We start from the raw sequence: 26,675 nt of genomic DNA on the forward strand, positions 1-26,675 counted from the left end.
TCATGCCACGAGTGCCGAAGAGAAATCACAATGGCGGCCCGCCCCTCGACGACTACAGCGGGCCGGCATGGGGCAAGGGGGATCCGCATCGCTTCATCCACTGGCGAAGCGCTCACAAGGCTGCCTGGAGACTCAAATCGCGTGATATCGCACTGTTTCGACTGGCCAAGGCCGAAGCGGTCGGGCTGACCTATGAAGAATATACGCTGGAGTTGCTGGAACGCGGCCGGCACCTCAGTGCTGATAATGGTGCGCGTGTCGATGAGATCAAGCGCTCGCGCAAGCGACGCAGTTTCAGTCATTTCGACTGAGCTTTTCACCCGAAGAAATGACCATGACTGCAATCGAAATCAGAACACTGAGCAACTCGCCGGAAACCCTGGCGGCATTGATCGAAACTCTCATTGAAACAGTCGCTGCCGGCGGCTCGGTCAGTTTCATGCATCCGCTGTCCCCTGAAGCCGCAAGGGCGTTCTGGGACCAGTCGCTGGCAGCCGCTGCACGTGGTGACCGGATCGTACTGGGAGCCTTCGAAGGGGATGTCCTTGCCGGTACGGTGACATTGCTGCTCGGACTGCCGCAAAATCAGCCGCATCGAGCCGAAATTGCCAAGCTGATGACGCGGCATGGTCATCGGGGCAGAGGTATCGCCACCAGATTGATGCAGGCTGCGGAAGAATACGCCGTGCGAGAGGGCCGCACGCTCCTGGTCCTCGACACCGCAGCCGATGGTGGTGCGGGGTCTCTGTATCAGAGGCTCGATTTCACGCTCGCTGGCGAAATTCCGGACTACGCGTTGAAACCTCGTGGAGGTCTCAGCGGAACGCTGCTGTTCTGGAAACGGATTGGCCAGACAGATACCGGCGAAATTGGCGGAGGCCTGCACTGATGATATTCGCGATCACACTGGAAGATCCGGCCAAACCCGAGATCGTTGCGCTGCTGGAAGACGGGGAAAGGTATGGTGCTTCGCTCTATCCCGCTGAGAGCAACCATTTCCTGTCAATCGACGAATTGCGGGCCGACAATGTCCGTTTCGCCGTGGCGCGGGATGCTGATGGCGTTGCCATCGCCACGGGGGCATTGGCACTCAACGACGGTTGGGCAGAGCTGAAGCGCATGTGGGTGGTGCCGACTGCCAGGGGCAAAGGCTTGTCCAGGGCGGTGCTGGCAGAACTGGAAGCCAGCGCGCGCGCGGCTGGCATCACCTTGTTGCGACTGGAGACCGGCATTGCCAATCACGAGGCTCTTGGCCTTTATGAACGCAGCGGCTTCGTACGCATCGGGCCATTCGGCGAGTACCGACCTGATCCATTGAGCGTTTTCATGGAAAAGCGACTGGTCAGTTTTTCATAGCTTCCAGAAATTCGATCATGCGGGCTATGAAGGCCCTCAGCAAGGGATCGTCGGCGCGATCAGCGGCCGAGACGAAATAATAGGCGCGCGCCGCAGTGATGGCTGTGGAGAAGGGCTGGATCAGGCGGCCTTCGTTCAGATAGCTGCCTGTGAGCACGTTGGATAACAAGGCGATGCCTCGCCCTTGAACGGCGGAGGAGACGGCGTGGGCTACGGAAGGGACACGCACTCTGGCGCTGCCCTGCAGATCGACGCGGGCTGCGATCGCCCATTTGTTCCATTCCTGACCATCGTCCTCATGCAGCAAGGTGATGCCATTCAGCCGGCGTTCGCGATGTTGCAGGTCCAGGCGAGGAAACAAAACCGGCGAACACACGGTCCTGAGTTGCACCTCGGAGAGCAATTGCCATGAGCGGCCGGGGAAGGGTGGGTTGTCGTAGACGACGGCGATGTCGCTATGCTCCCAATCGACGGCGTCCGCGACGATCGCCTCGTTGATGGTCAGATTGGAGATGCCTCTGCTTTCGGCGAACTCTACGACAGCGCTGCTCAGCCAGGCGACACCAAGCGCGGTTGGCAGCGAAACCGCGAGCGACCGTGTTGCACCATGGATGTCATGCCGGCCGGAGTCGCGGACGGCGGCCGAAAGCTGTGCCAGGGCCTGTGAGACCGTGCGCGAGAAGTCCCGCCCGGCCTCGGTCAGCGCGACGTTGCGGCCGTCGCGCTCGAACAGGACAATTCCGGTGGCATCACCAAGCTTGCGCAACTGCAAGGAAATTGCACTCGGGCTGAGATGAAGCTCGTCGGCCGCGCCGCGCAGTGTTCCGAGCCGTGAAACCGCCTCGAAAGCCTTGAGGTATGGCAGAAAGGCTAGAGGTCGAACCATCGGCAACATAGCTCGGCAGTATGTCTATTGTTTAGTTTTCCTAAGCAATTCTGGTCAGGATAAATCGTTTTTGTCAAACGGTTCCGGCTGTTACCAATAGAAGGTACCGATCCGAGGAGGACTTCATGATTTCGGCCCAGCCGTTCGACTTTCCCTATGACGGCAAACTGTCTGCCAGTGCCACGGCGCTGGTGGTGATCGACCTGCAGGAAGACTTCCTCTCCAACACCGGCTATTTCGCCAAAAGCGGCTACGATCCATCGCCGCTGCGGGCGATCCTGCCAACGGTCAACAGGCTGATCCTTGCTGCCCGCGCCGCCGGTGTGCGGGTCGTCCATACGCGCCAGGGCTATCGCGGCGACATGGCGGATATGACGCCTTATGAGAAATGGCGGCGCAAGCGCAATGGCCTCGAAGGGACAGAGGTTCTGCTGCGTTCGAGCCCCGGCTTCCAGATAGTTTCAGACATCGATGTTCGGGACGAGGACATCATCGTCGACAAGACCTGCAACGGCGCCTTCACCTATACCGACTTCGAGCATGTGCTGCGCGCGCAAGGCATAAGTCATCTGCTTTTCAGCGGCTGCACGACGGATGTCTGTGTGCACACGACACTGCGCGAAGCCTGCGATCGCAACTTCCAGTGCCTGACCATCTCGGACGCCTGCGCCAGCGGCGATCAGTATGCGCATGAGGCGGCGCTGCATATGGTGACAGTCGAGAATGGCATCTTCGGCACGATCGCCCACTCCGATGCCGTGCTGGCCGGCCTGGCCAAGCTGGCGAGGGCAGAATGAGCGGCGATCGCGTCACGCTGGGCGCAAACGAAACTCCCGAGCCGCAGCGGTATATTTCGTTGATGCGACTGACCGCCAAGGGGTTAGCGGAACTGTCGGACAGTGCCGCGCGCCGGAAGCGCAGTGAAGAGCGGGTGGCCGCACTCGGCGGTCGATCGATCGCCTTCTATGCCACGATGGGACCTTACGACTTCGTGCAGGTGTTCGAGATGCCGAGCAACGAAGCGATGATGCAATATGTGCTCACCGCCCGCCGCGACGGCCATGTCGATCCGTTGATCATGCCAGCCTTCGATCCTCCGACGTATGGGGGGATCGTCGAGCGCGTCCGTTAGCCACGACAAACAACAAACAATAAGGGGAACGCAATGACCAGAGCTTTCATCATCGGAGCTGCCGTGCTGCTGAGCACGCAGGCAGCCTTGGCGGGGGCGCCGAGTTTCGTGTCGGACGGCGCGATAAGTATTTGTACCACGGCGGCTTTTCCGCCCTTGTCCTACAAGAAGGATCCTGGCGACACGGTTCCTGTCGGCATCGACATCGAGATCGCGGAGGCGCTGGCCAAAATATGGGGCGCCAAAACGTCCTATGTCATCACTGATTTCGCCGGCCTGCTGCCAACGCTGGGGTCAGGCCGTTGCGGCATGATCGTCTCCGGCATCTACGTCAACGAGGAGCGCCGCAAGACCTATGACGGCGTGCGTTACATGAAGTCGGCGACGGTCTTGGTCACCAAGGCCGACAATGGGGAGATTACCGCGCCCGCCATGTTGAGCGGTCGAACGGTGGCGCTTGAGGCTGGCACCTACTATCGCGAGGAACGACTGGATCCGCTCAACAAGGAACTTGCCGCCGCTGGCAAGCCGGCAGTGGTCATCCAGAATTATCCAGCTCAACAGGGCGCATATCAGCAGGTTCTGGTCGGCCGCGCGGACGCTACCTTGACCGAGGAAGCGGAGGGCGCCTTCCGCGTCGCCAGCGCAAGGGAACAGTTGAAGATCGCCTATACCTGGCAGTCGGATTTTACCTACGGCATCTACGTTGCGCGGAAGGAAGGTGACGCGGCGGCCATCAAAGGGGCGCTGAAGACCCTCCGCGAAGAGGGTTTCTTTGCTCGGCTCGCAGAGAAGTACGGGCTGAACCCGGCGGTATTCGATGTGGATTACGAGTCCTGACCGTTTCTAGCCCGAGAAGCCGCCGGCGATGATCTTTGATGTCGACCTGTTCCTGAGGGCACTAGCTTCGCCACCCATGCTTTGGGGGGCGATCGTGGCGTTGCTCCTGTCGGTCGTGGTGCAGGCGGTGTCGTTCGCCGCCTGCCTGCCAATCGCGCTTTGCCTGAATTCCCCGAGGCGCGGCCGCAATGCGGCCGCGCAGGTCTATGTCTGGGTGTTTCGCGCCGCACCGCTGCTGCTGGTGTTGCTGCTGATCTGGAACGGGGCGCCGCAACTTGTTCCGGCACTGCTCAAGGCCAGTTGGTATACGCCGTTCTTTGCCGCTACGGTCTCGTTCAGCCTTGTGACGGCTGCCTACATGGCCGAGATCATGAAGGGCGCGCTGCGTGCCATCGGTCCCGGCCAGTACGACGCCGCCAAGGCTCTTGGCCTGACACGCTTCCAGGGCTTCCGGCTCGTCATCCTGCCGCAGGCGCTGAGAATTGCGCTGCCGTCCCTGGTCAATGAGTTCATCAATCTGGTGAAGCTGACTTCACTCGCTTACGTCATCTCGTTGCGCGAGATCATGGCGGTGGTCAATGACGCCATCGCCGCCAGCTTTCGTTTCGTCGAGTGGTATTGTGCCGCGCTTGTCTATTATCTCGTCATCGTGTCGGTCCTCATGATGGTGCAGTCCGCCATCCAGAAACGTCTGGGCTGATGGTGGCTTCAGCGGAGCGATTCCGCTGCAGGGAGGCGACTTTCAACCTTTGTGGTGTACTTCCTGCAGTCCATAGACCTTTGTCGGGATGCCTGCATGGCGCGCCTTCAGTTGCAGGGACAGGAACTGCGAGTAGTGGCGTGACTGATGCAGGTTGCCGCCATGGAACCACAGCGCTTCCTGCTGCGTCGGCTTCCACATGTTGCGTTGCTCGCCTTCCCAGGGGCCGGGATCCTTGGTGGTGCTGGAGCCGAGGCCCCAGCACTTGCCGACCTTGTCGGCAACGTCCTGGCTGATCAGTTCGGCCGCCCAGCCGTTCATCGAGCCGTAGCCGGTGGCATAAACGATGACGTCTGCGCGCAATTCGGTGCCATCCTCGAGCAGCACGGAATGTTCCTTGATCTCCTTGACCTGGCCGCGCTGCAGCTTGATCTCACCGTCGATGATCAATTGCGAGGCACCAATGTCGATGTAGTAGCCGGAACCGCGGCGCAGATATTTCATGAACAGACCGGAGCCGTCGTCGCCCCAGTCGAGCATGAAGCCGGCTTTTTCCAACCCGTCATAAAACTTGGCGTCGCGTTCCTTCATCTGCTGGTAGAGCGGGATCTGGAACTCATGCAGGATCTTGTATGGCACGGAGGCGAAGATCAGGTCGGCCTTGGCGGTGGTGACACCGTTCTGGACCGCCTGTTCCGAATAAAGCGGCCCCAGCCCGACCTCCATGAGGGTGTCGGACTTGACGATGTGCGTGGTCGAGCGCTGCACCATGGTGACATCGACGCCGTTTTCCCAGAGGGCGGCGCAGATGTCGTGGGCGGAGTTGTTGGAGCCGATGACAACCGCCTTCTTGCCCGCGTATCTGTCAGGTCCCGGATGCTTCGAGGAATGGTGCTGGTCGCCCTTGAAGGTCTCCATGCCCTTGTATTTCGGCAGATTGGGCCGGCCGGACATTCCGGTGGCAAGCACAAGCTGCTTGGGCCTCAAAACGATATCCTTGCCGTCGCGCCGCACCGTGACGGCCCATTCCTTCTTGTTGTCGTCGTAGGATGCACTCCTGGCCTCGGTTGAGGACCAATAATTCAGCTCCATCACCTTGGTGTACATTTCCAGCCAGTCGCCGATCTTGTCCTTGGGAGAGAAGATCGGCCAGTTCTTCGGGAAGTCGATATAGGGCAGATGATCGTACCAGACCGGATCGTGCAGGCAGAGTGACTTGTAGCGCTTGCGCCAGGAGTCGCCCGGACGTTCATTGCGCTCCACGATGATGGTCGGCACGCCGAGCTGGCGCAGCCGTGCGCCGAGCGCTATGCCGCCCTGTCCACCGCCGATGATGAGCGTATGCGGCTGGGTGGAAAAGCCGAGTTCGACCTGTTCTTTCTCACGCTCCTCCTTCCAGCTCGGCCGGTTCTTGCCTTGGCCGTGCTTGGCGCCGAGCGGGCGGGTGAAACCCGTCTTTTCTTCATGTCCCTTAAGTTCGGCCGCGGTGGTGAGCAGTGTCCAGATCTTGCCATCCTTCAGCCGGATGTGACCGTAGCCACGCGCCGCCTCCGTCTCGAATGTGATCCAGCCTTCCAGCAATCCATCGCTCTCGGTGGCATCTTCGCCTTCGGCGATCGCGAAGTTCGATGGCCTGATGGCACTGAGCTGGCTCTTCAGCATGGCGCGTATCTGGTCATGGCCTTCCAGTGTCTTGATGTTCCAGGTGAAGGCGACAAGGTCGCGCCAATAGCAGTCGTCCTGGAAGAAGGAGACCGCCTTTTCGATGTCGTTGGCGGCGAGGACGGCACCGAAATCGGCCAGCAGTCTGGAAAGCTTTGCGTTGGGTGCCTTGTCGAGCATGCGGTTTCCTCCCTTCGAATCGTGATGGTCGTTTGTGGCGGTGCCGATCCTCCCGGTCGCGTAGGGAAAGTATCGGCAGAGACGGCGGCCTTCGTCACGCCCCACCATAGTTTGCGGTGATTTCAATGGGTTGTGGCCGTTTCGGTTTGCTGCACCGCGTACTCGCGGGAACGTGATCGTGCCTGCCGCAATACGGTCTTGGTGCTTTGAAAACCTGTCCTCAGCGAGATCTCGGTCCGCGTTGAGGGACGGCCGCCGGTCGCGTTTCGCAGAAGGGCACGGGCATTGGAGTAGGTGTCGTGAATGCGAAAGGTATTTCTATGACAGGCCGCCGCCTGAAGGCTGCGTCCCTGGTTTTCATCCTTGCGGTTAGCGGAACGACCGGTGTTTCGCTGATAGTGCCAGCGGTCCAATCGGCGCGTGCCGCCCCGGTTCCCATGGCGGTGCGGGAACGTCTCACCAGATATGGCGTATGGCAGATCTCGCGGCGATACGGTGAGGTCTGGGTCCCATCCGTTGCCGTTACGTGGCGCCCGTACACCGTTGGCCGGTGGGTGTGGACCGACGACGGGTGGTACTGGGAATCGGGTGAACCCTTCGGAGCCGTCGTCTTCCATTATGGACGCTGGGCCTATGACGACGATCTCGGCTGGGTCTGGGTGGCCGGAGATGAATGGGCACCGGCCTGGGTCGTCTGGCGCCACAACAATGACTATGTCGGCTGGGTGCCGGCGCCGCCACCTGAGGAGCGCGTGGTGTTGCGCGACGTCTGGTGGTCGTTTGTGCCGGTCGTGGCGATCGGCGCTGCCGAAGTTCTGCCGGCGCTGCGCCCCGTCGAAGACAATGTGACGATCGTGCGCAACACCACCATCATTGAGCAGCGTGTGGTGGTGAACAACATCTACAACAACTATAACAGTCAGACCGTGCGGGTGGAGAACCGAGCCATCCCGATCAATGCCGGGCCGACGCTTGCACGTCTGCCGCAGCCTGTGGCTGCCAAGGTTCGGGCGGCGAAAATCGTGCCGCCGCCCAAGGGGTCTTTGGCATCGGCCAGGCTCGATGTTTCGAAGGCTCGCGAGGTCAAGCTCAGGGCTGCGTCATTGCAGCCGGGAGAGCTCCCATCCTCGCCCGGCCAACCTTTGGTTGGCGCGGCCCCTGTTGCTCCCGCTCCTACAGGGCCGGTCAAATCCAATAACACGACCGCGAGCAAGCCAACGGCCGCGGCGCAGCCCGCCCAGCCGCCGAAACCTGCGCTATCAGCCACCGGCGCAGAAACGCAACAACCGTCGAAAAGGCCGCTGCCACCTACAGCAGGCAAGGGGGCGCCCAGGGCCATGGCCAATATCGACAGGAAGAAAGCTGGGCCGCAACAGGTCCGTGCGAACAACGCACCACGGAAGCTGCCGCCATCAAATCCTGCAGTTGCGCAGCGTCACCGTCCCGATACCGCGGTCATGCAAGGTGGCGGTCGTCCCCAGCAGGGGCCGGCAACTTCCCGGCCGGTACCTTCACGTCAAATGGCTCGTATGAACGCTCCACATCGGCCGCAGGTTGCGCCTCACAAGCCAGCAGCACCGGCACGCAAGCCAATGAAGTGCGATCCACATGATCCACACTGCAAGGCAAAGGGCTGACTGGCGTTGTTGGCCAGAAATTTTTCGCCGCAATCGTTTCGACGGATTGCGGCGTCCCCGTTCGAGTGAAAGTACAGACACTCACCGATGTTGAAATCGACGTGATATCCCGGTTGACAGCACTTCATGCTTGCACCTATTGTCCGCCACGATGAACAAGACGGTACTCATTCTCGTAGGACGGCGCGTGGGCAAGGCGGTGTAACCGCCGGGCGAAGTCCTCCCATGCGCAGACACACAGGCTCCCTCGGGGGCCTTTTTTGTTATCCAGAATATGACCAGAATACCAGCAAGCGCTTGAAAAAGCAGGAAAAGACGGAACGGGACCCCATGAGCAACGGACAAAGCGAACGGCGCGAGATGACAGGCGCCGAAATGGTTGTGCAGGCGCTGATCGACAACGGCGTCAAGCATCTCTTCGGCTATCCGGGTGGCGCGGTCCTTCCGATCTATGACGAGTTGTTCCAGCAGGACGCCGTCCAGCATATCCTGGTCCGCCACGAGCAGGGTGCCGGCCATGCTGCGGAGGGATACGCGCGTTCGACGGGCAAAGCCGGCGTCATGCTGGTGACCTCAGGTCCAGGTGCCACAAACGCCGTGACGCCGCTGCAGGATGCGCTGATGGATTCCATTCCGCTGGTGTGCCTGACCGGGCAGGTGCCGACGTCGCTGATCGGCTCCGACGCTTTCCAGGAATGCGATACCGTCGGTATCACCCGGCCCTGCACCAAGCACAACTGGCTGGTGAAGGACGTCAACGAACTCTCCGCCATCATCCACGAGGCGTTCCATGTCGCCACCACCGGGCGTCCGGGGCCGGTCGTTGTCGACATCCCGAAGGATGTGCAGTTCGCTCGCGGAATCTACACGCCGCCGCAGACAGCGCCGCGCACTTCCTATCAGCCGAAGATCCAGGGTGACCTCGACAAGATCAAGGCGGCGGTCGAGATGCTGGCCGGCGCCAAGAAGCCGATCATCTATTCCGGCGGCGGTGTCGTCAATTCAGGGCCCGAAGCAAGCCATCTGCTGCGCGAGCTGGTTGATCTGACCGGCTTCCCGATCACCTCGACGCTGATGGGACTTGGTGCGTATCCGGCATCCGGCAAGAACTGGCTCGGCATGCTCGGCATGCACGGCACCTATGAAGCCAACATGGCCATGCACGACTGCGATGTGATGCTGTGCGTGGGCGCACGGTTCGACGACCGCATCACCGGCCGCCTCAACGCATTCTCGCCAAACTCCAAGAAGATCCATATCGATATCGACCCGTCTTCGATCAACAAGAACGTGCGTGCCGATATCGGCATCCTCGGCGACGTCGGCCGGGTTCTGGAAGATCTCGTGCGGTTGTGGCGTGCCACCGCCAAGACCGACAAGAAGACGCTTTATCCCTGGTGGGAACAGATTGCCCGCTGGCGCGCTCGTGACTCGCTTGCCTACAAGCCGAGCAACGATGTGATCATGCCGCAATATGCGATCGAGCGGCTCTACGAACTGACCAAGGACCGCGACACTTACATCACAACCGAAGTCGGCCAGCATCAGATGTGGGCGGCACAGCATTTCCATTTCGACAAACCGAACCACTGGATGACCTCCGGCGGGCTCGGTACGATGGGCTACGGCCTGCCGGCGGCCCTCGGCGTGCAGATCGCGCACCCCGAAGCGCTGGTCATCGACATCGCCGGCGATGCCTCGGTTCAGATGACGATTCAGGAGATGAGCGCTGCGGTGCAGTACGACGCGCCGATCAAGATTTTCATCCTCAACAACCAGTACATGGGCATGGTGCGCCAGTGGCAGCAATTGCTGCACGGCAACCGGTTGTCGCATTCATACACGGAAGCCATGCCGGACTTCGTCAAGCTGGCCGAGGCTTACGGTGGCCATGGCATCCGCTGCGAAAAGCCGGGCGATCTCGATGATGCCATCAAGGAGATGATCTCGGTCAAGAAGCCGGTGCTGTTTGACTGCCGTGTCGCCAACCTTGCCAATTGTTTCCCGATGATCCCATCGGGCAAGGCGCATAACGAGATGCTGCTTCCGGACGAGGCCACCGACGAGGCGGTTGCAAACGCCATCGACGCCAAGGGCAGGGAGCTGGTCTAAGCTTGCTCGCGGCAAAGGACATTGCGACGGTGGCCTTTGCCGCACTCCCTTTAGCGCCTATGCGGGCTTGCACGGCTTCGCGTGTACTCTGGCGCGTGAAACGCCTGGGGTTGGCTGGTGCGATGGTTGTCGCGCTCGGGTTGCCCGTGTCTGCTCAGCAAGCAGTGCAGTCTCCGGATGGTCAAACGCCGCAGACAACCCCGCGGCCGCCAGAAATCCAGGCAGTCGAGACAGCGATCCGCAAATCGGACTTTGCGGACGCGCGCCGGAAGGCTTTGGCGCTGATCGACGGAAAATTTGCGAAGCGTGATCCGAAGGCGGCCGCGTATGCTGCCTATCTGCTGGCGCAGAGCGACATGTATTCCGAGAATTGGACAGATCTCTACGACACGTTGTTCAAACGTGCCGATACGGTCATCCGCAATCTCGATGAGCGGCGTGCGGACGAGTTCTCGCTGCTGCTGGCCGATGCAGCCGGTCGAACGGGCAGGACGGATGAGCAGGACAAATTGCTCGACCTGCATGTCCAGGCGATTGCAGAGCGTTCGGGGCCGGATTCGGAGGCTGCGCTTAATGCGCGTGTCGACGCCGCCTATTCGCAACTGACGGCCAGGCGGCCTGAGATTGCGGAAAAGCGCCTGTTTGCCGCGCTTAATGCCATGGAAGTTGCGGGTCGCGCGGATCTGTTCTTCAAAACGGCCGGGCAGGCCGGCGAAAATTTCCGGCGCTTTGCCGGCGCCGATGCGGCGCAACGCGTTTTCCAGCGTGGCCTCGACTCCAAGTTCATGGAGACTGACACGGGGCCGGGCCGCGGCTTTCTGATGTTCAATGTCGGCGTGTTCCTGCGTGGTGACAAGAACTACGGCGAGGCGATTAAATTCGGCTATCAGGCGCTCACCGTGCTTGCCGATCATTTCGGCATGGGCAGCGTGGAAGCTTTGAATGCCTATGACGGGCTGGCCCAGAGCATGCATGCCGCCGGCCAACTCGCCTCTGCTGAAGCGGCCTATCAATACATCTATGAAAACGGTTTGAAGTCGCTCGGCGAGGACAATGCCGATCTTTGGCGCATGATGAACAACCGTGCTGCCGTCTTGCGCTCTCTCAAGCTGCCTGCGGCTGCACTGGAATTCGATCGATATGCTTATGACAAACGCTTCAAGGCGTTTGGCGGTGGGGCGAACGACACCGTGGTCTCGGCCATGAACATGGCGCACGACCTGTTCGAGGCCGGCCGCTGGAAGGATGCAAAGGCAGCATTGTCCGCGATAGGCCGCATTGTCGCCCAGCCTGGGTTCAACCCGGCTTACCGCCGACAGACAGAGCGCTGGCAGACCTATGCGCAATATCGTCTGGGGGAACGCAAATTCAGCAAGAAGGAGATCCAGGCGCGCGACACCACGCGCTTCACCGAGGGGGCTGATATCGAACAGTCGATGGCCTTCTTCGATCTCTATGGCGACAAGGCCGAGGAAATGAGCCTTCCCCAGGACGCCCTGGCTTATCGCGAACATGCCGTCAGCATTGCACGGGAGCAACTGGGCGATGCGCACCCCGTGACTTTCGAGGCGCAACTCGCGCTGGCAAGGCTGCAGGAGAAAGCGGATGCCAAGGCGGCCGTCGGTACCTATCGCATGCTCGATGCCGTGATGTTCGACTGGGCGCGTTCAAGTGTTTCTGCCTCAGGCAGTCTGCGGGCGGCGCAGGCGGTGCGCATTCTTGCCGACGATATGCTGGGTTCACTTGCCGGCTTCGCGACGCACCAAGCCGATGCTGCCGAACTGTTTGCGTCGGCGCTCGACAATTGGAAGACGCTGACGCGCAGCACCGAACGGCAGTTGCGGGTCGAGGCCGAAACGACCAACGATCCACAGTTGCGGGATTTGATCAGGGGTTATTTCAGCGATTTCGGACGGTTCCGAGAGATCGTCACGGCGACTCTCTACACCGACGCCCTCGCACCTGAACGAGAGGCTATGGAGGACGCGCGCAAGGCCCTGAACGCAGCGCTCGAAAAGCGAGGCGAGGCGCCTGTACAGCCATGGATAAAGAGCAAGATCGAGGAAGCTGGACCCGTGGACAGACCGGCACCCGGCGATGTCATAGTGGATCTCGCCGTCATCAGCGAATGGCCGGCGGACCGGGGTGGTAGCCCCAGCAAATATCGTGTTTTCGCAACGATCTCCCGCGCGGATGTGCCCGCGGAAGTCGTCGAGGTAGATGCCTTCGATCCGCAAGGCGGCAAGGCGGAGCCCGCAAACAGCTTTATCGAGAAGCTGGCGAAAGTTGTCGGTAACGCTGCGAAAGGCGCGAAGGCGTTCTATGTCATCCCGACCGATTTTCTCTATCCGGTCGATTTCGCTGAATTGCGCCCAACGGGTGACAAGCGGTTGGGCGAGCTGGTCGATGTGCATGTCGCGACCAGCCGGCAGGCGTACCAATTCCGGGCGAAGGAAGATCGCCCGGCTGCCGGTGATGGTATCCTGCTAGCCGGCGGTCTCATCTACAACGATGACGGTAGCAGCTATCTGCCAGGCTCGCGCGACGAGGTCGAAAAGATCACCGCGATCGCGCGAGGGAAGGGACTGGTCGTGCAGGTAGCCGAAGGCAAGGACGGCAGTGAGGCTGCGATGCGTGCCGCTGCCGGCGGCAAGACAATCCTTCATTTTTCGACACACGGTTTCTTCATCGACGGAGAGGGGCTGTCTGCTCGCTTGATGAATGCCGGTTTCGAGCTGTCCGGTGCCAGGCTTTTGGACACGCCTAAGGAAAGTGACGATGACAATATCGTCTACGCGCGTGAACTTCTGAACTGGAATCTCCGGGCGTCACAGCTCGTGGTCGTTTCCGCCTGCGACACGGCGCTGGGTGATGTTGGGGTAACGTCCACGGTACGCGGCCTGCCGCTGGCCCTTTCCGTGGCAGGAGCACGGCGCACATTGCTGACGGTCGAAAAGGTCAGCGATGCGGCGACGGTCCAGTTCATGGCGCGCTTCTACGAAAACCTCCTGGGAGGTGGTCTTGGCTACGCGGACGCCTTCATCAAAACCAAGCGTGACGCCTGGGCTGGTAAAATAGACGGTTTCCCGGCGGACTTGACGAGCGCTTACATCCTCTTCGAACATTGATAGTACCGGCAGCAACCGGCAAATACAGGACGAGACAATGACACAGCACCTTCAACCCACCGGCTCTGCGTATTTCATCGCCAAGGAGACGGAAAAGCCGGAAAACCATACTTTGTCGGTGCTGGTCGACAATGAGCCGGGCGTGCTCGCCAGGGTCATTGGTCTGTTTTCCGGCCGCGGCTACAACATCGAAAGCCTGACCGTCTCGGAGACCGAGCACGAGAAGCATCTGTCGCGCATCACCATCGTGACGCGTGGCACGCCGCATGTGCTCGAACAGATCAAGCACCAGCTCGAGCGTATCGTGCCCGTGCACCGTGTGGTCGATCTTACGGTCCGATCGACCGAACTCGGACAGGAACGGCCGCTGGAGCGGGAACTCGCGCTGGTCAAGGTGGCGGGAACCGGCGACAGCCGTGTCGAGGCACTGAGACTGGCGGATGCCTTCCGCGCCAGCGTGATCGATGCCAACACCGAGCATTTCATCTTCGAAATCACCGGGAAGGGCTCGAAGATCGACCAGTTCATCGCCATCATGCGCCCGCTTGGCCTTGTCGAGATCTGCCGTACCGGCGTGGCGGCGATGAACCGCGGTTCTCAAGGGATGTGACGTGCCGCCTCGGCGGCATTGTCACCGATACAACAATTTCCGTGACTTGCACCGGGAGACAGGTCAATTACGCTGACCTGTCTAGCCGGCCTCATACCCAACCATGTCCTTTGACGCTTTTCTGGCTCTCGTCGTGTATGCCTTCGTGACTTCGGTTACGCCGGGGCCGAACAACTTCATGCTTCTGGCTTCCGGCGTGAATTTCGGCTTTGCCCGCAGCATCCCGCATATGATCGGCATAAGCGTTGGCTTTCTGATCCTGGCCCTTGCCGTTGGCCTCGGGCTGGGCGCGGCGCTTACGGCGTTTCCGGCGTTGCATACGGCGCTGAAGATCGCCGGCGGCGCGTATCTGCTTTATCTCGCCTGGAAGATTGCGATGTCACGTTCGATGGGGAACGGTGGCGAGCAGAAAGCACGTCCGATGACACTGCTCGAAGCGGCCGCCTTCCAGTGGGTCAATCCCAAGGCCTGGGTGATGGCGGTGACGGCCATGGCAGTCTACACCAATCCCGATCGCCCATTCCTGTCCGTTGCGGTGATCGCCATCACCTTCGCCATCGTGAACCTGCCCACGATTTCGGGCTGGGCCGGCTTCGGCGTGGCGTTGCGTGGTTTCCTGTCCGATCCCGTCAAGCTGAAATGGTTCAATATCGTCATGGGTTTGGCGCTTGCCGCAACGCTCTGGCCGATGCTGCGCTGAGGTGCCGATCACGCCGCCGTGAGTTTGTGCAGTGCATTAAATCTTTGTAATGAAGGCGTTTTGACCATTTTCAGTCGTGAAGTTGCGCTATCTTAGTCTGGGATTCATCGCGCACGACCTCATTCGATGAGGTGCATACGGATGCGCCGGGACCGACGAAGGGTCCTGACCTTAGATCGAGAGGGCGCATTGACGGTTCGCAACAAAACATTCATCGGGCTTATCGGAGGCGTCGTTGTCGTCGCCGCAGGTGCCTATCTGTTGCCTGCCCAAGCCTCGAAGATCTGGCATATGCTGCCATTCGGGCAAAAGGAAATCGCGGCCGAGGCAGCTACCGGCGGAAACAGCGGCGGCAGCCGGTCACAAGGTGGTGGCCGTGGTGCCGTTACCGTGGCAACTGCGACGGCCAAGGTCGCCGATTTTCCGATCCAGCGTTATGCGATCGGCTTCCTTGCGTCACCGGCGGTGGCAAACATCAATGCACGCGTCGCCAGCCAGGTCATGACCATTGCCGTCGAGGACGGACAGATGGTCAAGCAGGGTGATCTTCTCATCACGCTCGATGATCGCGCGCTGAAGGCGCAATTGGAAAAGGACATGGCGACGCTGGCCAAGGATCAGGCTCTGGCGGCGAGCGCTGATGCCGATCTGGATCGTGCCAAGAGCCTGCTGGCCAGGCAGACAGGGACGCAGCAGGCTTATGACCAGGCTTTGGCTGCACAGAAGGCAGCACAGGCCACGGTGGCTGCCGATCAGGCGGCGATAGATGCCGACCAGGTTCAACTTGGCTTCACCACGATCACCGCGCCGATTTCAGGTCGGCTGGGCGCCGTGAGCGTCAGTGTTGGCGATCTCGTTACAGCTGGCGGAAGCACCGGCACCGGCGCCACGCCGCTGGTGACGATCACCGAAATGGACCCGCTGCGCGTCGCCTTCAATCTGCCGGAGGCCGATCTTTCCCTGCTGCAGCAGGCGGTGGCGAAGCCGGGTTCGGTTTCGGTGACCTTGCACAAGGATGGCACCCCGGCGCCGATCGGGTCCGGTACGGTTGATTTCGTAAATTCCACCGTGGACACCGCGTCTGGCACCATTACGGCGCGGGCGACGGTACCCAATGCCGACCTCAAGCTATGGCCTGGGCAATATGTGAACGTGACGGTCAATGCCGGTATCATGCCGCAGGTCGTCACGGTGCCGACGCAAGCCGTGCAACCCAGCCAGCAAGGCTCATTTGTCTATGTCGTGAAGGCCGACAACACGGTCGAAGCACGCCCGGTCAAGGTGGCGATCAGCCACGAGAACGAAAGCGCTATCGCCAGCGGCTTGCAGGATGGCGACAAGGTGGTGGTGGACGGCCAGTTGAGCCTGAAGCCAGGTACCGCCGTGCGCGAGGCGGAAGGCGCCGGGAAGAGTGGGACCGGCGGAAGCACGTCTCCCAAGGCTGCCGTCAAGGCAAACGGAAACGAAACGGCGGGCTGACCGACCATGATCTCCGAATTCTGCATCCGCAGGCCTGTCGCGACACTGCTGATGTCGATCGCGCTCATTCTGGGCGGTCTGTTTGCCTATAAATTCCTGCCGGTTGCTGCACTTCCGAGCGCGGAATTCCCCACTGTCAATGTTTCTGCATCACTGCCGGGCGCATCGCCCAATGCGATGATGACATCAGTTGCGGTTCCGCTCATCAAGCAGATCGCCACCATTGCCGGCGTGGATTCGATTTCGACCACCAATTCGCTCGGTTCCACCTCGATCGCCGTGCAGTTCGCGCTGAACCGCGATATCGACGCCGCCGCAGCCGATGTGCAGGCGGCAATCGCGCGAACGCAGCGGCAATTGCCGCCTGAAATGACGTCGCCGCCAAGCTACAGAAAGGTCAATCCGGCCGACGCGCCGATCCTGCTTATGGCGTTGACCAGTGATACGGTGCCGCTGACCGACCTCGACGCCATTGCCCAGAACGTGATTTCGCCTTCGCTGTCGACCATCGACGGTGTTGCCCAGGTCATGGTCTGGGGTTCGAAGAAATACGCTGTCCGTATCCAGATCGATCCGACAGCGCTGGCCGCGCGCGGCATCTCCATCGACCAGCTGCAGGCAGCGGTGCAGTCGGCAAACAGCAACGCGCCCGTGGGTGTGCTGCAGAACAGCCAGCAGCAGCTCACCATCACCACCAACACGCAGCTGCAGGACGCGGCCGCCTTTTCCAAGATCATCATCGCGACCAAGAACGGCAATCCCGTCCGTCTTGGCGACGTCACGCGTGTCATCGATTCCGTGCAGAGCACGACATCGGCCTCCTGGTTCGACAAGACGCGCGGCATCATCCTGGCCGTGCAGCGCCAGCCTGATGCGAACACCGTCGAAGTGGTCGATCGGGTCAAGGCGATGCTGCCGTCATTCGAAGACCAGATGCCGGCGGCTGCATCGATTCAGCTGATGAACGATCGCTCGACCTCGATCATCGCGGCCGTCGATGACGTGCAGTTCACGTTGCTGCTGACCATCGGGCTGGTGGTGCTGGTGATCTTCGTCTTCCTGCGTCGGGTGACCGCGACGATCATTCCGGCCGTGGCGGTGCCGATCTCGCTGATCGCCACGCTGGGCGTGATGTTCCTGCTCGGCTTCTCCATCGACAACATCTCGCTGATGGGATTGACGCTCGCGGTCGGCCTGGTCGTCGACGACGCCATCGTCATGCTGGAGAACATTTACCGGCACATGGAGGAAGATGGGCTGCCGGCCTTTCAGGCCGCCGTCAAAGGCTCACGCGAGATCGGCTTCACCATTCTGTCGATGTCGATTTCGCTGGTGGCGGTGTTCATCCCGGTTCTGCTGATGGGCGGCGTCATCGGCCGTATCTTCAACGAATTCGCGGTCGTGGTGACGGTTGCGATCCTCGCCTCGATGTTCGTATCGCTGACATTGACGCCGATGCTGTCGGCGCACCTCCTGACCTTGCCGAAAGGCCACAAGACAGGGCAGGGGGTTGAGCACCAGCATGGCTGGCTGACCCGTGCCTATGACCGGGTCTTGACCTGGTGCCTTGCAAACCATGTGATCGTGTTCCTGGTCTTCCTTGGCACCGCCACACTCTCGGTCTGGCTGTTTACGGTCTCGCCCAAGGGTTTCCTGCCGCAGGAGGACATCGGCCAGATCTCCGTTTCGACCCGTGCGCGCCAGGACATCTCGTTCGATGCGATGGTGAAGCTGCAGGCCCAGGTCGCCGAAGTTTTCGAGAAGTCTCCCTATGTAGCGCACGTCTCGTCGACTGTTGGCGGTGGTTTCGGTTCGGGCGGTCTCAACGAGGGATCGCTGTTCGTCGAGCTGAAGCCGAAGAGCGAACGGCCCGAGATGGCGGACGTGATGGCAAGCCTCAGGCGGCCACTCGCCGACGTACCCGGCATCGGCACCTTCATGCAGCCGGTGCAGAACCTGCGGCTGGGGTCACGCTCTTCAGCCAGTGCCTATCAGCTGGTCGTCCAGGGTCTGAAGACCGACGAGACCAACGATTGGGCGCAGAAACTGACGGAGGCGATGCAGGCCGATCATGCGATGTTCGCCGATGTCAACAATGACCTCCAGAACACGGCGCTGCAGGCTTCGCTGATTGTCGACCGCGACAAGGCGGCCACCCTGGGTGTCGACACCAACACGCTGCTCAACAGCCTCTACGGTGGTTTCGGTACCGACCAGGTGACGACCATCTTCGGTGCCGCTGACAGTTACCAGGTCATCACCGAACTCGATCCGAAGATCGACTGGTCGCCCGAGCGTATGCTGTCGATCCAGTTTCGCACAGCCAGTGGCTCGCTGGTGCCGCTCGGCGCCTTCGCCCGTGTCGACCGGACGGCTGGACCGCTCACCATCAACCAGCTCGGCCAGCTGCCGGCGGTGACGATTTCCTACAACCTGCCGCAAGGCGTATCGCTTGGCGATACGGTGACGCGCATCGAGGCGCTCAAGGCCGAGATCGGCGTGCCAAAGACGATTGCCACCTCCTTCTCGGGTACGGCCAAGACGTTCCAGGATTCACTCGCCAACCAGGGCCTTCTCATCGCCGGCGCGATCCTGACCATCTACATCGTGCTTGGCATGCTCTATGAGAGCTTCATCCATCCGCTGACCATTCTAACCAGTCTGCCTTCGGCGTTGCTCGGTGCGGTGTTGTCGCTACGGCTTGCTGGAATGGATGTCTCGGTTATCGCCGTCATCGGGCTTCTGATGCTGATAGGCATCGTCAAGAAGAACGGCATCATGATGATCGACGTGGCGTTGGTGTTGCGCCGCGAAGGACGAAGTGCGCGCGACGCTATCCACAAGGCCAGCGTCATGCGTTTCCGTCCGATCATGATGACGACGCTTGCCGCCATCATGGGCACGCTGCCGATTGCCATCGGCGAGGGCGCCAGCGCCGAACTTCGTCAGCCGCTCGGCGTTGCCGTGGTCGGCGGACTGATGGTTTCGCAGGTGCTCACCCTGTTCGTCACGCCCGTGATCTATCTGTACATGGAGTGGCTGTCGCAATGGCTGCTGAGCCTCGTCCGCAAGGGCAGGAAGCCTGATCTCCATCTGGTCGAAGGGGCTGCGCAGCCGTCGCTGTTCGACGAGAACAAGGACCGTCAGGTCGCCGCGGAATAGGTGAGGACACTATCGCCGAACCCACTTTGCAGTATGGCCTGATCCTGTTGGCGGTGTAACCGTCGGTCGGTTGGCAGATGCGATGAGCCTGCGCCGGCATTATTCGATGCGTGTCAGCTTCAGCATATCCGTGAACAGGGCGTGCCAATCGGCTTCATCCAGGCTGATCAGGCCGAGCGCCTTCAGCAGGAAGGCGCCTTCGCCGGCCAGGAAGGCCACGGCGATCTGGCGATCCGCCGGCCTGGACAGGTCGAGTCTTGTCAGAAAGCCATTATACCATTCCCGGCTTTCGGCGACGCGCTCCGGTGCCTCAAGCAATGCCGTCATCATGACGGCGGATCGCGAGTGTTCCTCCTCATCCTCGTCCCGCGTTACAGAAAGATGCGCCCGGATCACTGACACTGCCGACGGATCGGGACCAGCTTCCTGCTTCACCTTGGCTTCGTAGGCATCTGCCCAGCGGGCGATCATCGCGCGGATCAGATTGTCCTTGGTGCCAAAGCAATATTGCACGCCGCTCTTGGTGATGCCGGCGGCTTTCGCCACCGCATCGAAGCTTAGCCCCGACGCTCCGAGCTCGGTCACCACCGTCTCGGCGGCGTCGAGGACCTTGTCGCGGTCGATGCTGCGCGGTCTTCCTGACATCTGACCCCTTCCATTTCAATACGATCGTATTTATATGCATGTCCGTGGCCGTTCAAGGCCGTGGATAAAAGTACACTGAAGGAAGTCATCATGTCCCCGTCCAACCGCTGGCTGGTTCTGGCCATCGTGTCGAGCGCGCTGTTCCTGATCGTCATAGACATGACGGTGCTCTACACCGCGCTTCCCACGCTGACGCACGAGCTGAGGGCAACGGCGACGGAGAAGCTCTGGATCATCAATGCCTACCCGCTGGTGGTCGCCGGCTTGTTGCCGGGCGTCGGCACGCTGGGCGATCGGCTCGGCCACAAGCGCATGTTCCTGGCCGGCCTCGTCGTGTTCGGCCTGGCCTCGCTGGGAGCCGCGTTTTCACAGGCTCCGGCCTGGCTGATTGCGGCCCGCGCCTTGCTCGCTGTTGGTGCCGCCATGATGATGCCCGCCACCCTGTCGCTGATCAGGCTGACCTTCATGGATGAAAAGGAACGCGCCTTCGCCATCGGCGTCTGGGCGGCGGTGGCTTCTGGCGGTGCCGCCTTCGGGCCGGTCGTCGGCGGCGCGCTGCTGGAGCATTTCTGGTGGGGTTCGGTCTTCCTGATCAACGTGCCGGTGGTGCTGGTCGCACTGCTCGCCGGGGCAACGTTGCTGCCCAACAGACCAGGCAACAGTGACCACCCCTGGGATCTGATCGGCTCGATCCAGGTCATGATCGGTCTTGTGGGACTGACCTATGCCATCAAGGAAATCGCCAAGCGCGATCCGTCATGGCCGACAGCCGCGCTCACCTTCACAGTCGGTCTCATCACCATCGTCGTCTTCGTGCGCCGCCAGCTCGCCAGCCGCACGCCGCTGATCGACTTCTCGCTCTTCACCAATGCGCGCTTCTCGGCGGGTGTGGCGACCGCCATGGTGGCGTCGGCGGCCTTGATCGGCGTGGAGTTGGTGTTCAGCCAGCGTCTGCAGCTGGTGCTCGGTCTCTCACCGCTGCAGGCCGGCCTGATCATCCTGCCGATCCCGCTCGCAGCCTTCGTCGCCGGCCCATTGACCGGCCTGGCGTTGCCACGGATTGGCGCCACGCGCGTGCTGTGGTCGTCACTGTTTCTTGCGGGGGCGATGCTTGTCGCCTATCTCCTGCGTCTACCGTGGCGAAACCTGGCTGTGGCTCACCGCGCTGTCGCTGATGGGCTTCGGCTTCGGCGCGGCAATGACGGCGGCGTCCAGCGTCATCATGCTGTCGGCGCCGGAGGAACGCGCCGGCATGGCGGCTTCGATCGAGGAGGTCTCGTTCGAGCTTGGCGGCGCGCTCGGCATTGCCTTTCTCGGCTCGCTGATGTCAGGGCTCTACACCTATGCCCTGGTGTTGCCGCAGGGCATTGCGGCGCAGGCGGGCGACAGCCTGGACGAGGCTTTGCTGATCGCCGAGAAATTGGCGCCGGCCGAAGCCGATGTGCTGACGGCACTTGCCGGTACGGCCTTCGATCAGGCCTTTTTCGGCGTCATCGCGGCCGCGGCAACGCTGCTGGTCGTCGTCAGCCTGGTCATCTGGCGGCGGACTGCGGCGGTGTGAGGGATGGCACCTTCTCTTCTCCCTTTGGGAGAAGGGGCCTCCCTCAGTTCACCACGCGCCTGGCGTCGGGCAGGTCGAGCGAGAAGGCCGGGATGGCGATGTCGAACTGCTCGCCGCGCGCATTGCGCATCGTGTAGTGCCCGACCATGATGCCGGATGGCGTCGAAAGCGGGCAGCCCGACGTGTATTGGTAGCTGTCGCCGGGGTTCAGTTCCGGTTTTTCGCCGACGACGCCAGGGCCGCGTACTTCCTCCACTTGTCCCATGCCGTCGGTGATGTGCCAGTAGCGCGACAGAAGCTGCACGAACTCGTCCGAGCGGTTGTCGATCGTCACCCGGTAGCCCCATACGTAACGGCTCTCGTCGGGGTCCGAGCGGTCTTCGAGGTAGAAGGGTTCCACCTCGACCACGATGTTGCGGGTGACTGCGCTGTACATGGGCAACCTGATGCGACTCGGTACCAAAAACTGCAACGAGTTTCCGCCCGTGCACCGTCATGGTCAACCTTCTGTCATGTGCACGACATGAAACGGTGATGGTGTGCGCCGATCGCGTCCGGTCCCGTGATGATTCCTGGACGCAGCCTAACAAGGCTTTCAGGCCGCGTTTCCGGGAGTGACCTGACTTCATGGACCTGACAATCGCAGCCGCATCTTTCTCTGCCGCCCTGCTTCTCACCAATCTCGTTTCCATAGGACTGGCGTGGTCCCAGCTGGAACGACGACGCACTGCACCGGCACCTCGTAGCGATGCACCGCCGGTTTCGATCGTCATACCCGCGCGCGGTATCGAGCCCTTTACGCCCGAGACGCTTGAGCGCGCCTTCCGGCTCGACTGGCCGGACTACGAACTGATCTTCTGTGTTGCCCACACCGATGACCCGGTTGCGCTGGCGATCCGCACCACCATGGCGCGTTTCCCCGAGGTACCGGCGCGTCTCCTGTTCGGCGACGATCGTATCAGCGGCAATCCCAAGCTGAACAACTGCGTCAAAGGCTGGGAAGCGGCGCGGCACGACTGGGTGATCCTGGCCGACTCCAACGTTCTGATGCCGCGCGACTACATCCAGAACATGATGCAGGCTTGGCGCCCCGACAGCGGCCTCGTCTGCTCGACGCCGGTCGGTTCGCGTCCAGACGGTTTCTGGGCCGAGGTCGAATGTGCCTTCCTCAACACGCTGCAGGCGCGCTGGCAATATACCGGGGCTGCCGCCGGTCTCGGCTTCGCGCAGGGCAAGAGCATGTTGTGGTCGAAGCCGCTGCTCGATGCCAATGGCGGCATCCACGCGCTGGCCGCCGAGATCGCCGAGGACGCTGCAGCGACCAAACTGGTCAACGGGCTCGGCCTTAAGGTCCACCTGGTGGCTTCGCCGTTCGAGCAGCCGCTCGGGCACCGCAAGGTGGAGGCCGTGTGGTCGCGCCAGGCGCGCTGGGCAAGACTGCGCCGCGTCACTTTCCCTCTGTTTTTCGCGCCGGAGCTGTTTGTCGGCGCGGCCATGCCGTTGCTGTTCGCGCTGATTGCCGCCGCCGGCTCAGGCGCAGACATGCTCTCGACCACCTTGCTGGTGCTGGCTGCCGTCTATCTGCCGGAATACGCGCTGGCGCTGGCCAAGGGCTGGCACGCCTCGCCGCGGCTGATCGCCGCCATGGTGGTGCGCGACATCATGGTCCCGGCCATCTGGCTGCGCGGCTGGCTCGGCGGCGCCATCGACTGGCGCGGCAACACCATGAACATCACCACCAAGTCCGATGAAGCCGATGAGGTTTTGTCGGGCGCTTGACCTTTTCAGCGGTATCGCCGCCAGCCGGTTTGCGGCATGATTGCCGGAGGCAGGGGAGGTTGGCCGTGCTGTCCGAGGATCGCTATTGCCAGATCGCGCTGGGTTTCCCCGAAGCCGAGCAGAGCAGCCATTTCGATGTCACCGATTTCCGCGTGCGCGGCAGGATCTTCGCAACGCTGCGGCCAAAGGACGGCCGCGCCGTCATCAAGCTAGCGCCGGACGAGCAGCGGCTGCTGCTCGAAACATCGGCGAGCCAGTTCGAGCCGATCCCCGGCTCGTGGGGCCAGAAGGGCTGGACGCGGGTCCGGCTGGAAAAGGCGGACGAGGAAACCGTCCGCCATGCCATGGCGATGAGCTGGCGCTCGGTCGCGCCGAAATCGCTGCGTTAGCAGGGAAACGGAGCGGAATGCGGGGTTCCTTCCCATTGCATTCCGCTCGAGTTGTCACGCCTTGGCGAGCGCCTGTTCGATGTCTTCGAGCAGGTCATCGGTGTCTTCGAGGCCGAGCGACAGGCGCAACGTGCCTTCGCCGATGCCCAATTCGGCGCGTGCCTCGTCGGTCAGGTTCTTGTGCGTCGTCGTTGCCGGATGGGTGATCAGGCTCTTGGCGTCGCCCAGATTGTTGGAGATCAGCACCACGTCGAGCGCGTTCTCGAAGGCGAAGGCCGATTTCTTGCCGCCCTTGAGGTCGAAGCAGATCAGCGTCGAGCCGCCGGTCATCTGCTTCCTGATGATGTCGGCCTGCGGATGGTCGGCGCGGCCCGGATAGATCAGCCGCCCGACCTTCGGATGGTCGGCCAGGAAGTCGGCGATCTTGCTTGCTGCTTCCGTCTGCTGGCGCACGCGCAGCGGCAGCGTCTCCAGGCCCTTCAGCAGCACCCAGGCATTGAAGGGCGACAGGCTCGGCCCGGTATGGCGGAAATAGTCGTGCAGGTTCTCGTCGATCCACTTCTTGTCAGACAGCACGATGCCGCCGAGGCAGCGGCCCTGGCCATCGATGTGCTTGGTGGCCGAATAGACGACGATGTGCGCGCCGAGCTCCAGCGGCTTCTGCATCAACGGCGTGGCGAAGACATTGTCCACCACCAGTCTGGCGCCGATCGAATTGGCCAGCCTGGCGACGGCAGCGATGTCGACCACTTCCAGCGTCGGGTTGGTCGGGCTTTCCAGGAAGAACAGCCTGGTGTTGGGTCGGACCGCGGCTTCCCAGTTCCCGATTTCGGTGCCGTCGACCAGTGTCGCCTCGATGCCGTACTTCGGTGCCAGCGTCTCGACCACCCAGCGACAGGAGCCGAACAGCGCGCGCGCGGCGACGATGTGGTCGCCTGCCTTGAGGCCGCACAGCACGGCTGCCGTCACCGCGGCCATGCCCGATGCGGTGGCGCGGGCATCTTCCGCGCCTTCCAGCGCGCACATGCGCTTTTCGAACATGTCGACGGTCGGGTTGGCATAACGCGAATAGATGAAACCGGGCTCTTCGCCCTTGAAGCGGGCCTCGGCGCGCTCGGCGCTGTCATAGTGATAACCTTGCGTCAGGAACATCGCTTCCGACATCTCGCCGAAGCCCGATCGCAGCGTGCCAGCGTGGACGAGCTGGGTTGCGGGTTTCCAATTGCGCTTTTTCTCGGTCATGGTTCCATTCCGACACAAACTGGCTGCCATATGACTGGCAGGCACAAAAAACCGGCCGCGAAGTCGCAACCGGTCCATACGGCCTTTGTCGGGCCCTGCGGTCCTTTAGCGACTTGTTTAACGTGGCTGCAAGCCGACCGGCCAAATCACCACGGGATAAAGCACCCTTTAGACCCGGGGGCGGCTTGCGTCAATTGCCGGCTTCATTAAGAGCATGGAGGACTGGCTGACTTGAGCCACCTGTGGAGTTGTCATTGCGCAAGACAGGCATTCTTCCCGATCAGGACATCGCGGCGCTGTTCCAGGCAGGCAGCCTGAAGTCGCCGCGCCCGCTCGATGGCGACCAGATCCAGCCGGCCAGCCTCGACCTTCGCCTTGGCGAAAAGGCCTACCGTGTCCGCGCCAGTTTCCTGCCCGGCCCCCACAGCACGGTGGAAGCCAAGCTCGAGCGGCTGAAACTGCACGAAATCGACCTCGCCGACGGCGCGGTGCTGGAGACGGGCTGCGTCTACATCGTGCCGCTGCTGGAAAGCCTGGAATTGCCTGGCGACATTTCCGCCTCGACCAATCCGAAGAGCTCCACCGGCCGGCTCGACATCTTCACCCGTGTCATGACCGATCATGGCCAGGAATTCGACAAGATCGCCGCCGGCTATCGCGGCCAGCTTTATCTCGAAGTCAGCCCGCGGACGTTCCCGATCGTCGTCCGCACCGGCTCGCGCCTGTCGCAGATCCGTTTCCGCACCGGCAATGCGCTGTTGTCGGAAGACGAACTGCACGCGCTGCACCGCGCCGAGACACTGGTGGCAATCGATCCGCCCAATATCTCCAACGGCGGTATCGCGCTGTCCATCGACCTGGCCGGCGACAAGGACGGGCTGGTCGGCTACCGCGGCAAGCATCACACCGGGCTGGTCGATGTCGACAAGCGCGCCGCGCAGGACATCGTCGACTTCTGGGAGCCGCTCTATCGCAGCGGCGCTGGCGAACTGGTGCTCGATCCCGACGAGTTCTATATCCTGGTCAGCCAGGAAGCGGTGCATGTGCCGCCGCTCTATGCTGCGGAGATGACGCCGTTCGATCCGCTGGTCGGCGAATTCCGCGTGCACTACGCCGGCTTCTTCGATCCGGGCTTCGGCCATTCCGCCGCCGGCGGCACCGGCAGCCGCGCGGTGCTCGAAGTGCGCAGCCACGAGGTGCCGTTCATCCTCGACCATGGCCAGATCGTCGGCCGGCTGGTCTTCGAGCATATGCTGAAGCGGCCGACCGCGCTCTACGGCACCGATCTCGGCTCCAATTACCAGGCGCAGGGGCTGAAGCTGTCGAAGCATTTTCGGGCGGCGAGATAGAGTAGGGGAATAGGGGAGTAGGGCAGAAAACGATTGCCTATTCCCCTAGTGCCTCACCGAGAGCCACCCGGCTAAAGCAGCAAGTCCACGTCGCATCCTGTGCTTGCCTGGCCCTCGGCGGCGTGC

Annotated in this window: 23 protein-coding genes and 1 riboswitch; of the genes, 18 read left to right on the top strand and 5 right to left on the bottom strand. The window is 61.7% G+C overall.

Translation table 11 applies throughout. From position 1 onward, the window contains the following. Positions 1-2 precede the first annotated feature (2 nt). Genes ACFJIU_RS06270 through ACFJIU_RS06280 form a run of 3 tightly spaced genes read left to right on the top strand, consistent with a single transcriptional unit; the run spans position 3 to position 1,356 of the window. Positions 3-311: a hypothetical protein gene (locus ACFJIU_RS06270; protein ID WP_379068822.1), complete on the top strand. Its 309-nt coding sequence runs from the start codon at positions 3-5 to the stop codon at positions 309-311. 23 nt (positions 312-334) lie between these two features. Beyond that, positions 335-889: a GNAT family N-acetyltransferase gene (locus ACFJIU_RS06275; protein WP_379068825.1), complete on the top strand. Its 555-nt coding sequence runs from the start codon at positions 335-337 to the stop codon at positions 887-889. Further along, positions 889-1,356 (top strand): GNAT family N-acetyltransferase, encoded by a 468-nt coding sequence (locus ACFJIU_RS06280; protein ID WP_379068828.1) that lies wholly within the window; start codon positions 889-891, stop codon positions 1,354-1,356. The genes ACFJIU_RS06275 and ACFJIU_RS06280 overlap by 1 nt, the downstream gene beginning before the upstream one ends. Here the strand turns inward: ACFJIU_RS06280 and ACFJIU_RS06285 are convergent. Further along, positions 1,343-2,242 carry a LysR family transcriptional regulator gene (locus ACFJIU_RS06285; protein WP_379068831.1) on the bottom strand — a complete coding sequence of 300 codons (900 nt, stop codon included), beginning with the start codon at positions 2,240-2,242 and terminating at the stop codon, positions 1,343-1,345. The genes ACFJIU_RS06280 and ACFJIU_RS06285 overlap by 14 nt on opposite strands. A 125-nt stretch (positions 2,243-2,367) precedes the next feature. Here ACFJIU_RS06285 and ACFJIU_RS06290 point away from each other — a divergent pair, with 125 nt between their 5' ends. Genes ACFJIU_RS06290 through ACFJIU_RS06305 form a run of 4 tightly spaced genes read left to right on the top strand, consistent with a single transcriptional unit; the run spans position 2,368 to position 4,914 of the window. Next, positions 2,368-3,039: a cysteine hydrolase family protein gene (locus tag ACFJIU_RS06290; protein WP_379068834.1), complete on the top strand. Its 672-nt coding sequence runs from the start codon at positions 2,368-2,370 to the stop codon at positions 3,037-3,039. After that, on the top strand, positions 3,036-3,374 hold the full coding sequence (locus ACFJIU_RS06295) for a GYD domain-containing protein (protein WP_379068837.1): 339 nt from the start codon (positions 3,036-3,038) through the stop codon (positions 3,372-3,374). The genes ACFJIU_RS06290 and ACFJIU_RS06295 overlap by 4 nt, the downstream gene beginning before the upstream one ends. 33 nt (positions 3,375-3,407) lie before the next feature. Continuing rightward, entirely contained in the window at positions 3,408-4,214 is an 807-nt protein-coding gene (locus tag ACFJIU_RS06300; RefSeq protein WP_379068840.1) for a transporter substrate-binding domain-containing protein, read from the top strand. Positions 4,215-4,242: 28 nt separating this feature from the next. After that, positions 4,243-4,914, top strand: coding sequence for an amino acid ABC transporter permease (locus tag ACFJIU_RS06305; protein ID WP_379068843.1), 672 nt, complete (start codon positions 4,243-4,245; stop codon positions 4,912-4,914). Between the two features lie 42 nt (positions 4,915-4,956). On the opposite strand, the gene ACFJIU_RS06310 is transcribed toward ACFJIU_RS06305, so the two are convergent. After that, positions 4,957-6,756, bottom strand: a complete 1,800-nt coding sequence (locus ACFJIU_RS06310; RefSeq protein WP_379068846.1) for an NAD(P)/FAD-dependent oxidoreductase — start codon at positions 6,754-6,756, stop codon at positions 4,957-4,959. Positions 6,757-7,076: 320 nt separating this feature from the next. On the opposite strand from ACFJIU_RS06310, the gene ACFJIU_RS06315 reads away from it, so the two are divergent. The 7 genes from ACFJIU_RS06315 to ACFJIU_RS06345 all read left to right on the top strand — a co-directional run bounded on the left by ACFJIU_RS06315 (position 7,077) and on the right by ACFJIU_RS06345 (position 19,584). Then, positions 7,077-8,393, top strand: a complete 1,317-nt coding sequence (locus tag ACFJIU_RS06315) for a DUF6600 domain-containing protein (protein ID WP_379068848.1) — start codon at positions 7,077-7,079, stop codon at positions 8,391-8,393. Positions 8,394-8,723: 330 nt separating this feature from the next. After that, positions 8,724-10,505, top strand: coding sequence for an acetolactate synthase 3 large subunit (locus ACFJIU_RS06320; protein ID WP_379068851.1), 1,782 nt, complete (start codon positions 8,724-8,726; stop codon positions 10,503-10,505). Positions 10,506-10,651: 146 nt separating this feature from the next. Then, positions 10,652-13,633 carry a CHAT domain-containing protein gene (locus ACFJIU_RS06325; protein ID WP_379068854.1) on the top strand — a complete coding sequence of 994 codons (2,982 nt, stop codon included), beginning with the start codon at positions 10,652-10,654 and terminating at the stop codon, positions 13,631-13,633. A 37-nt stretch (positions 13,634-13,670) separates the two neighbouring features. Further along, positions 13,671-14,243: an acetolactate synthase small subunit gene (ilvN, locus tag ACFJIU_RS06330; protein WP_379068857.1), complete on the top strand. Its 573-nt coding sequence runs from the start codon at positions 13,671-13,673 to the stop codon at positions 14,241-14,243. Positions 14,244-14,346: 103 nt separating this feature from the next. Beyond that, on the top strand, positions 14,347-14,943 hold the full coding sequence (locus tag ACFJIU_RS06335; RefSeq protein WP_379068861.1) for a LysE family translocator: 597 nt from the start codon (positions 14,347-14,349) through the stop codon (positions 14,941-14,943). 189 nt (positions 14,944-15,132) lie between these two features. Beyond that, positions 15,133-16,422, top strand: a complete 1,290-nt coding sequence (locus ACFJIU_RS06340; RefSeq protein ID WP_379068864.1) for an efflux RND transporter periplasmic adaptor subunit — start codon at positions 15,133-15,135, stop codon at positions 16,420-16,422. 6 nt (positions 16,423-16,428) lie between these two features. Next, positions 16,429-19,584 carry an efflux RND transporter permease subunit gene (locus ACFJIU_RS06345; protein WP_379068867.1) on the top strand — a complete coding sequence of 1,052 codons (3,156 nt, stop codon included), beginning with the start codon at positions 16,429-16,431 and terminating at the stop codon, positions 19,582-19,584. Between the two features lie 99 nt (positions 19,585-19,683). On the opposite strand, the gene ACFJIU_RS06350 is transcribed toward ACFJIU_RS06345, so the two are convergent. After that, the gene (locus ACFJIU_RS06350) at positions 19,684-20,229 is read right to left on the bottom strand and encodes a TetR/AcrR family transcriptional regulator (RefSeq protein ID WP_379068870.1); all 546 of its coding nucleotides are present in this window, start codon (positions 20,227-20,229) and stop codon (positions 19,684-19,686) included. A gap of 90 nt (positions 20,230-20,319) precedes the next feature. Here ACFJIU_RS06350 and ACFJIU_RS06355 point away from each other — a divergent pair, with 90 nt between their 5' ends. Continuing rightward, positions 20,320-21,927: an MFS transporter gene (locus ACFJIU_RS06355; RefSeq protein WP_379068872.1), complete on the top strand. Its 1,608-nt coding sequence runs from the start codon at positions 20,320-20,322 to the stop codon at positions 21,925-21,927. Here ACFJIU_RS06355 and apaG read toward each other — a convergent pair. Further along, a complete protein-coding gene (gene apaG / locus ACFJIU_RS06360) occupies positions 21,834-22,226 on the bottom strand; it encodes a Co2+/Mg2+ efflux protein ApaG (protein ID WP_379068875.1) in 393 nt (130 codons plus the stop codon). The genes ACFJIU_RS06355 and apaG overlap by 94 nt on opposite strands. Positions 22,227-22,417: 191 nt before the next feature. On the opposite strand from apaG, the gene ACFJIU_RS06365 reads away from it, so the two are divergent. After that, positions 22,418-23,569 (top strand): glycosyltransferase, encoded by a 1,152-nt coding sequence (locus ACFJIU_RS06365; RefSeq protein ID WP_379068877.1) that lies wholly within the window; start codon positions 22,418-22,420, stop codon positions 23,567-23,569. Positions 23,570-23,634: 65 nt separating this feature from the next. Continuing rightward, positions 23,635-23,958: an MmcQ/YjbR family DNA-binding protein gene (locus tag ACFJIU_RS06370; RefSeq protein ID WP_379068879.1), complete on the top strand. Its 324-nt coding sequence runs from the start codon at positions 23,635-23,637 to the stop codon at positions 23,956-23,958. 54 nt (positions 23,959-24,012) lie between these two features. Here ACFJIU_RS06370 and ACFJIU_RS06375 read toward each other — a convergent pair whose 3' ends face one another. After that, positions 24,013-25,200, bottom strand: a complete 1,188-nt coding sequence (locus tag ACFJIU_RS06375; RefSeq protein ID WP_379068882.1) for an O-succinylhomoserine sulfhydrylase — start codon at positions 25,198-25,200, stop codon at positions 24,013-24,015. An 85-nt stretch (positions 25,201-25,285) separates the two neighbouring features. Then, positions 25,286-25,363, bottom strand: a riboswitch (SAM riboswitch). 91 nt (positions 25,364-25,454) lie between these two features. On the opposite strand from ACFJIU_RS06375, the gene ACFJIU_RS06380 reads away from it, so the two are divergent. After that, complete coding sequence (locus ACFJIU_RS06380) at positions 25,455-26,549, top strand: 2'-deoxycytidine 5'-triphosphate deaminase (protein WP_379068884.1); 1,095 nt, start codon at positions 25,455-25,457, stop codon at positions 26,547-26,549. The last annotated feature ends 126 nt before the right edge of the window (positions 26,550-26,675 follow it).

It is taken from the genome of Mesorhizobium sp. UC74_2 (assembly GCF_042701485.1).
Lineage (GTDB): Bacteria > Pseudomonadota > Alphaproteobacteria > Rhizobiales > Rhizobiaceae > Mesorhizobium.

Excerpts from the sequence above, each read along its gene's own strand:
- ACFJIU_RS06270 (WP_379068822.1), top strand. The coding sequence starts at position 3 with ATGCCACGAGTGCCGAAGAGAAATCACAATGGCGGCCCGCCCCTCGAC.
- ACFJIU_RS06315 (WP_379068848.1), top strand. The coding sequence starts at position 7,077 with ATGACAGGCCGCCGCCTGAAGGCTGCGTCCCTGGTTTTCATCCTTGCG.
- ACFJIU_RS06345 (WP_379068867.1), top strand. The coding sequence starts at position 16,429 with ATGATCTCCGAATTCTGCATCCGCAGGCCTGTCGCGACACTGCTGATG.
- ACFJIU_RS06365 (WP_379068877.1), top strand. The coding sequence starts at position 22,418 with ATGGACCTGACAATCGCAGCCGCATCTTTCTCTGCCGCCCTGCTTCTC.
- ACFJIU_RS06350 (WP_379068870.1), bottom strand. The coding sequence starts at position 20,229 with ATGTCAGGAAGACCGCGCAGCATCGACCGCGACAAGGTCCTCGACGCC.
- ACFJIU_RS06320 (WP_379068851.1), top strand. The coding sequence starts at position 8,724 with ATGAGCAACGGACAAAGCGAACGGCGCGAGATGACAGGCGCCGAAATG.
- ACFJIU_RS06310 (WP_379068846.1), bottom strand. The coding sequence starts at position 6,756 with ATGCTCGACAAGGCACCCAACGCAAAGCTTTCCAGACTGCTGGCCGAT.
- apaG (WP_379068875.1), bottom strand. The coding sequence starts at position 22,226 with ATGTACAGCGCAGTCACCCGCAACATCGTGGTCGAGGTGGAACCCTTC.
- ACFJIU_RS06275 (WP_379068825.1), top strand. The coding sequence starts at position 335 with ATGACTGCAATCGAAATCAGAACACTGAGCAACTCGCCGGAAACCCTG.
- ACFJIU_RS06355 (WP_379068872.1), top strand. The coding sequence starts at position 20,320 with ATGTCCCCGTCCAACCGCTGGCTGGTTCTGGCCATCGTGTCGAGCGCG.
- ilvN (WP_379068857.1), top strand. The coding sequence starts at position 13,671 with ATGACACAGCACCTTCAACCCACCGGCTCTGCGTATTTCATCGCCAAG.
- ACFJIU_RS06300 (WP_379068840.1), top strand. The coding sequence starts at position 3,408 with ATGACCAGAGCTTTCATCATCGGAGCTGCCGTGCTGCTGAGCACGCAG.
- ACFJIU_RS06280 (WP_379068828.1), top strand. The coding sequence starts at position 889 with ATGATATTCGCGATCACACTGGAAGATCCGGCCAAACCCGAGATCGTT.
- ACFJIU_RS06295 (WP_379068837.1), top strand. The coding sequence starts at position 3,036 with ATGAGCGGCGATCGCGTCACGCTGGGCGCAAACGAAACTCCCGAGCCG.
- ACFJIU_RS06305 (WP_379068843.1), top strand. The coding sequence starts at position 4,243 with ATGATCTTTGATGTCGACCTGTTCCTGAGGGCACTAGCTTCGCCACCC.
- ACFJIU_RS06335 (WP_379068861.1), top strand. The coding sequence starts at position 14,347 with ATGTCCTTTGACGCTTTTCTGGCTCTCGTCGTGTATGCCTTCGTGACT.
- ACFJIU_RS06375 (WP_379068882.1), bottom strand. The coding sequence starts at position 25,200 with ATGACCGAGAAAAAGCGCAATTGGAAACCCGCAACCCAGCTCGTCCAC.
- ACFJIU_RS06285 (WP_379068831.1), bottom strand. The coding sequence starts at position 2,242 with ATGGTTCGACCTCTAGCCTTTCTGCCATACCTCAAGGCTTTCGAGGCG.
- ACFJIU_RS06290 (WP_379068834.1), top strand. The coding sequence starts at position 2,368 with ATGATTTCGGCCCAGCCGTTCGACTTTCCCTATGACGGCAAACTGTCT.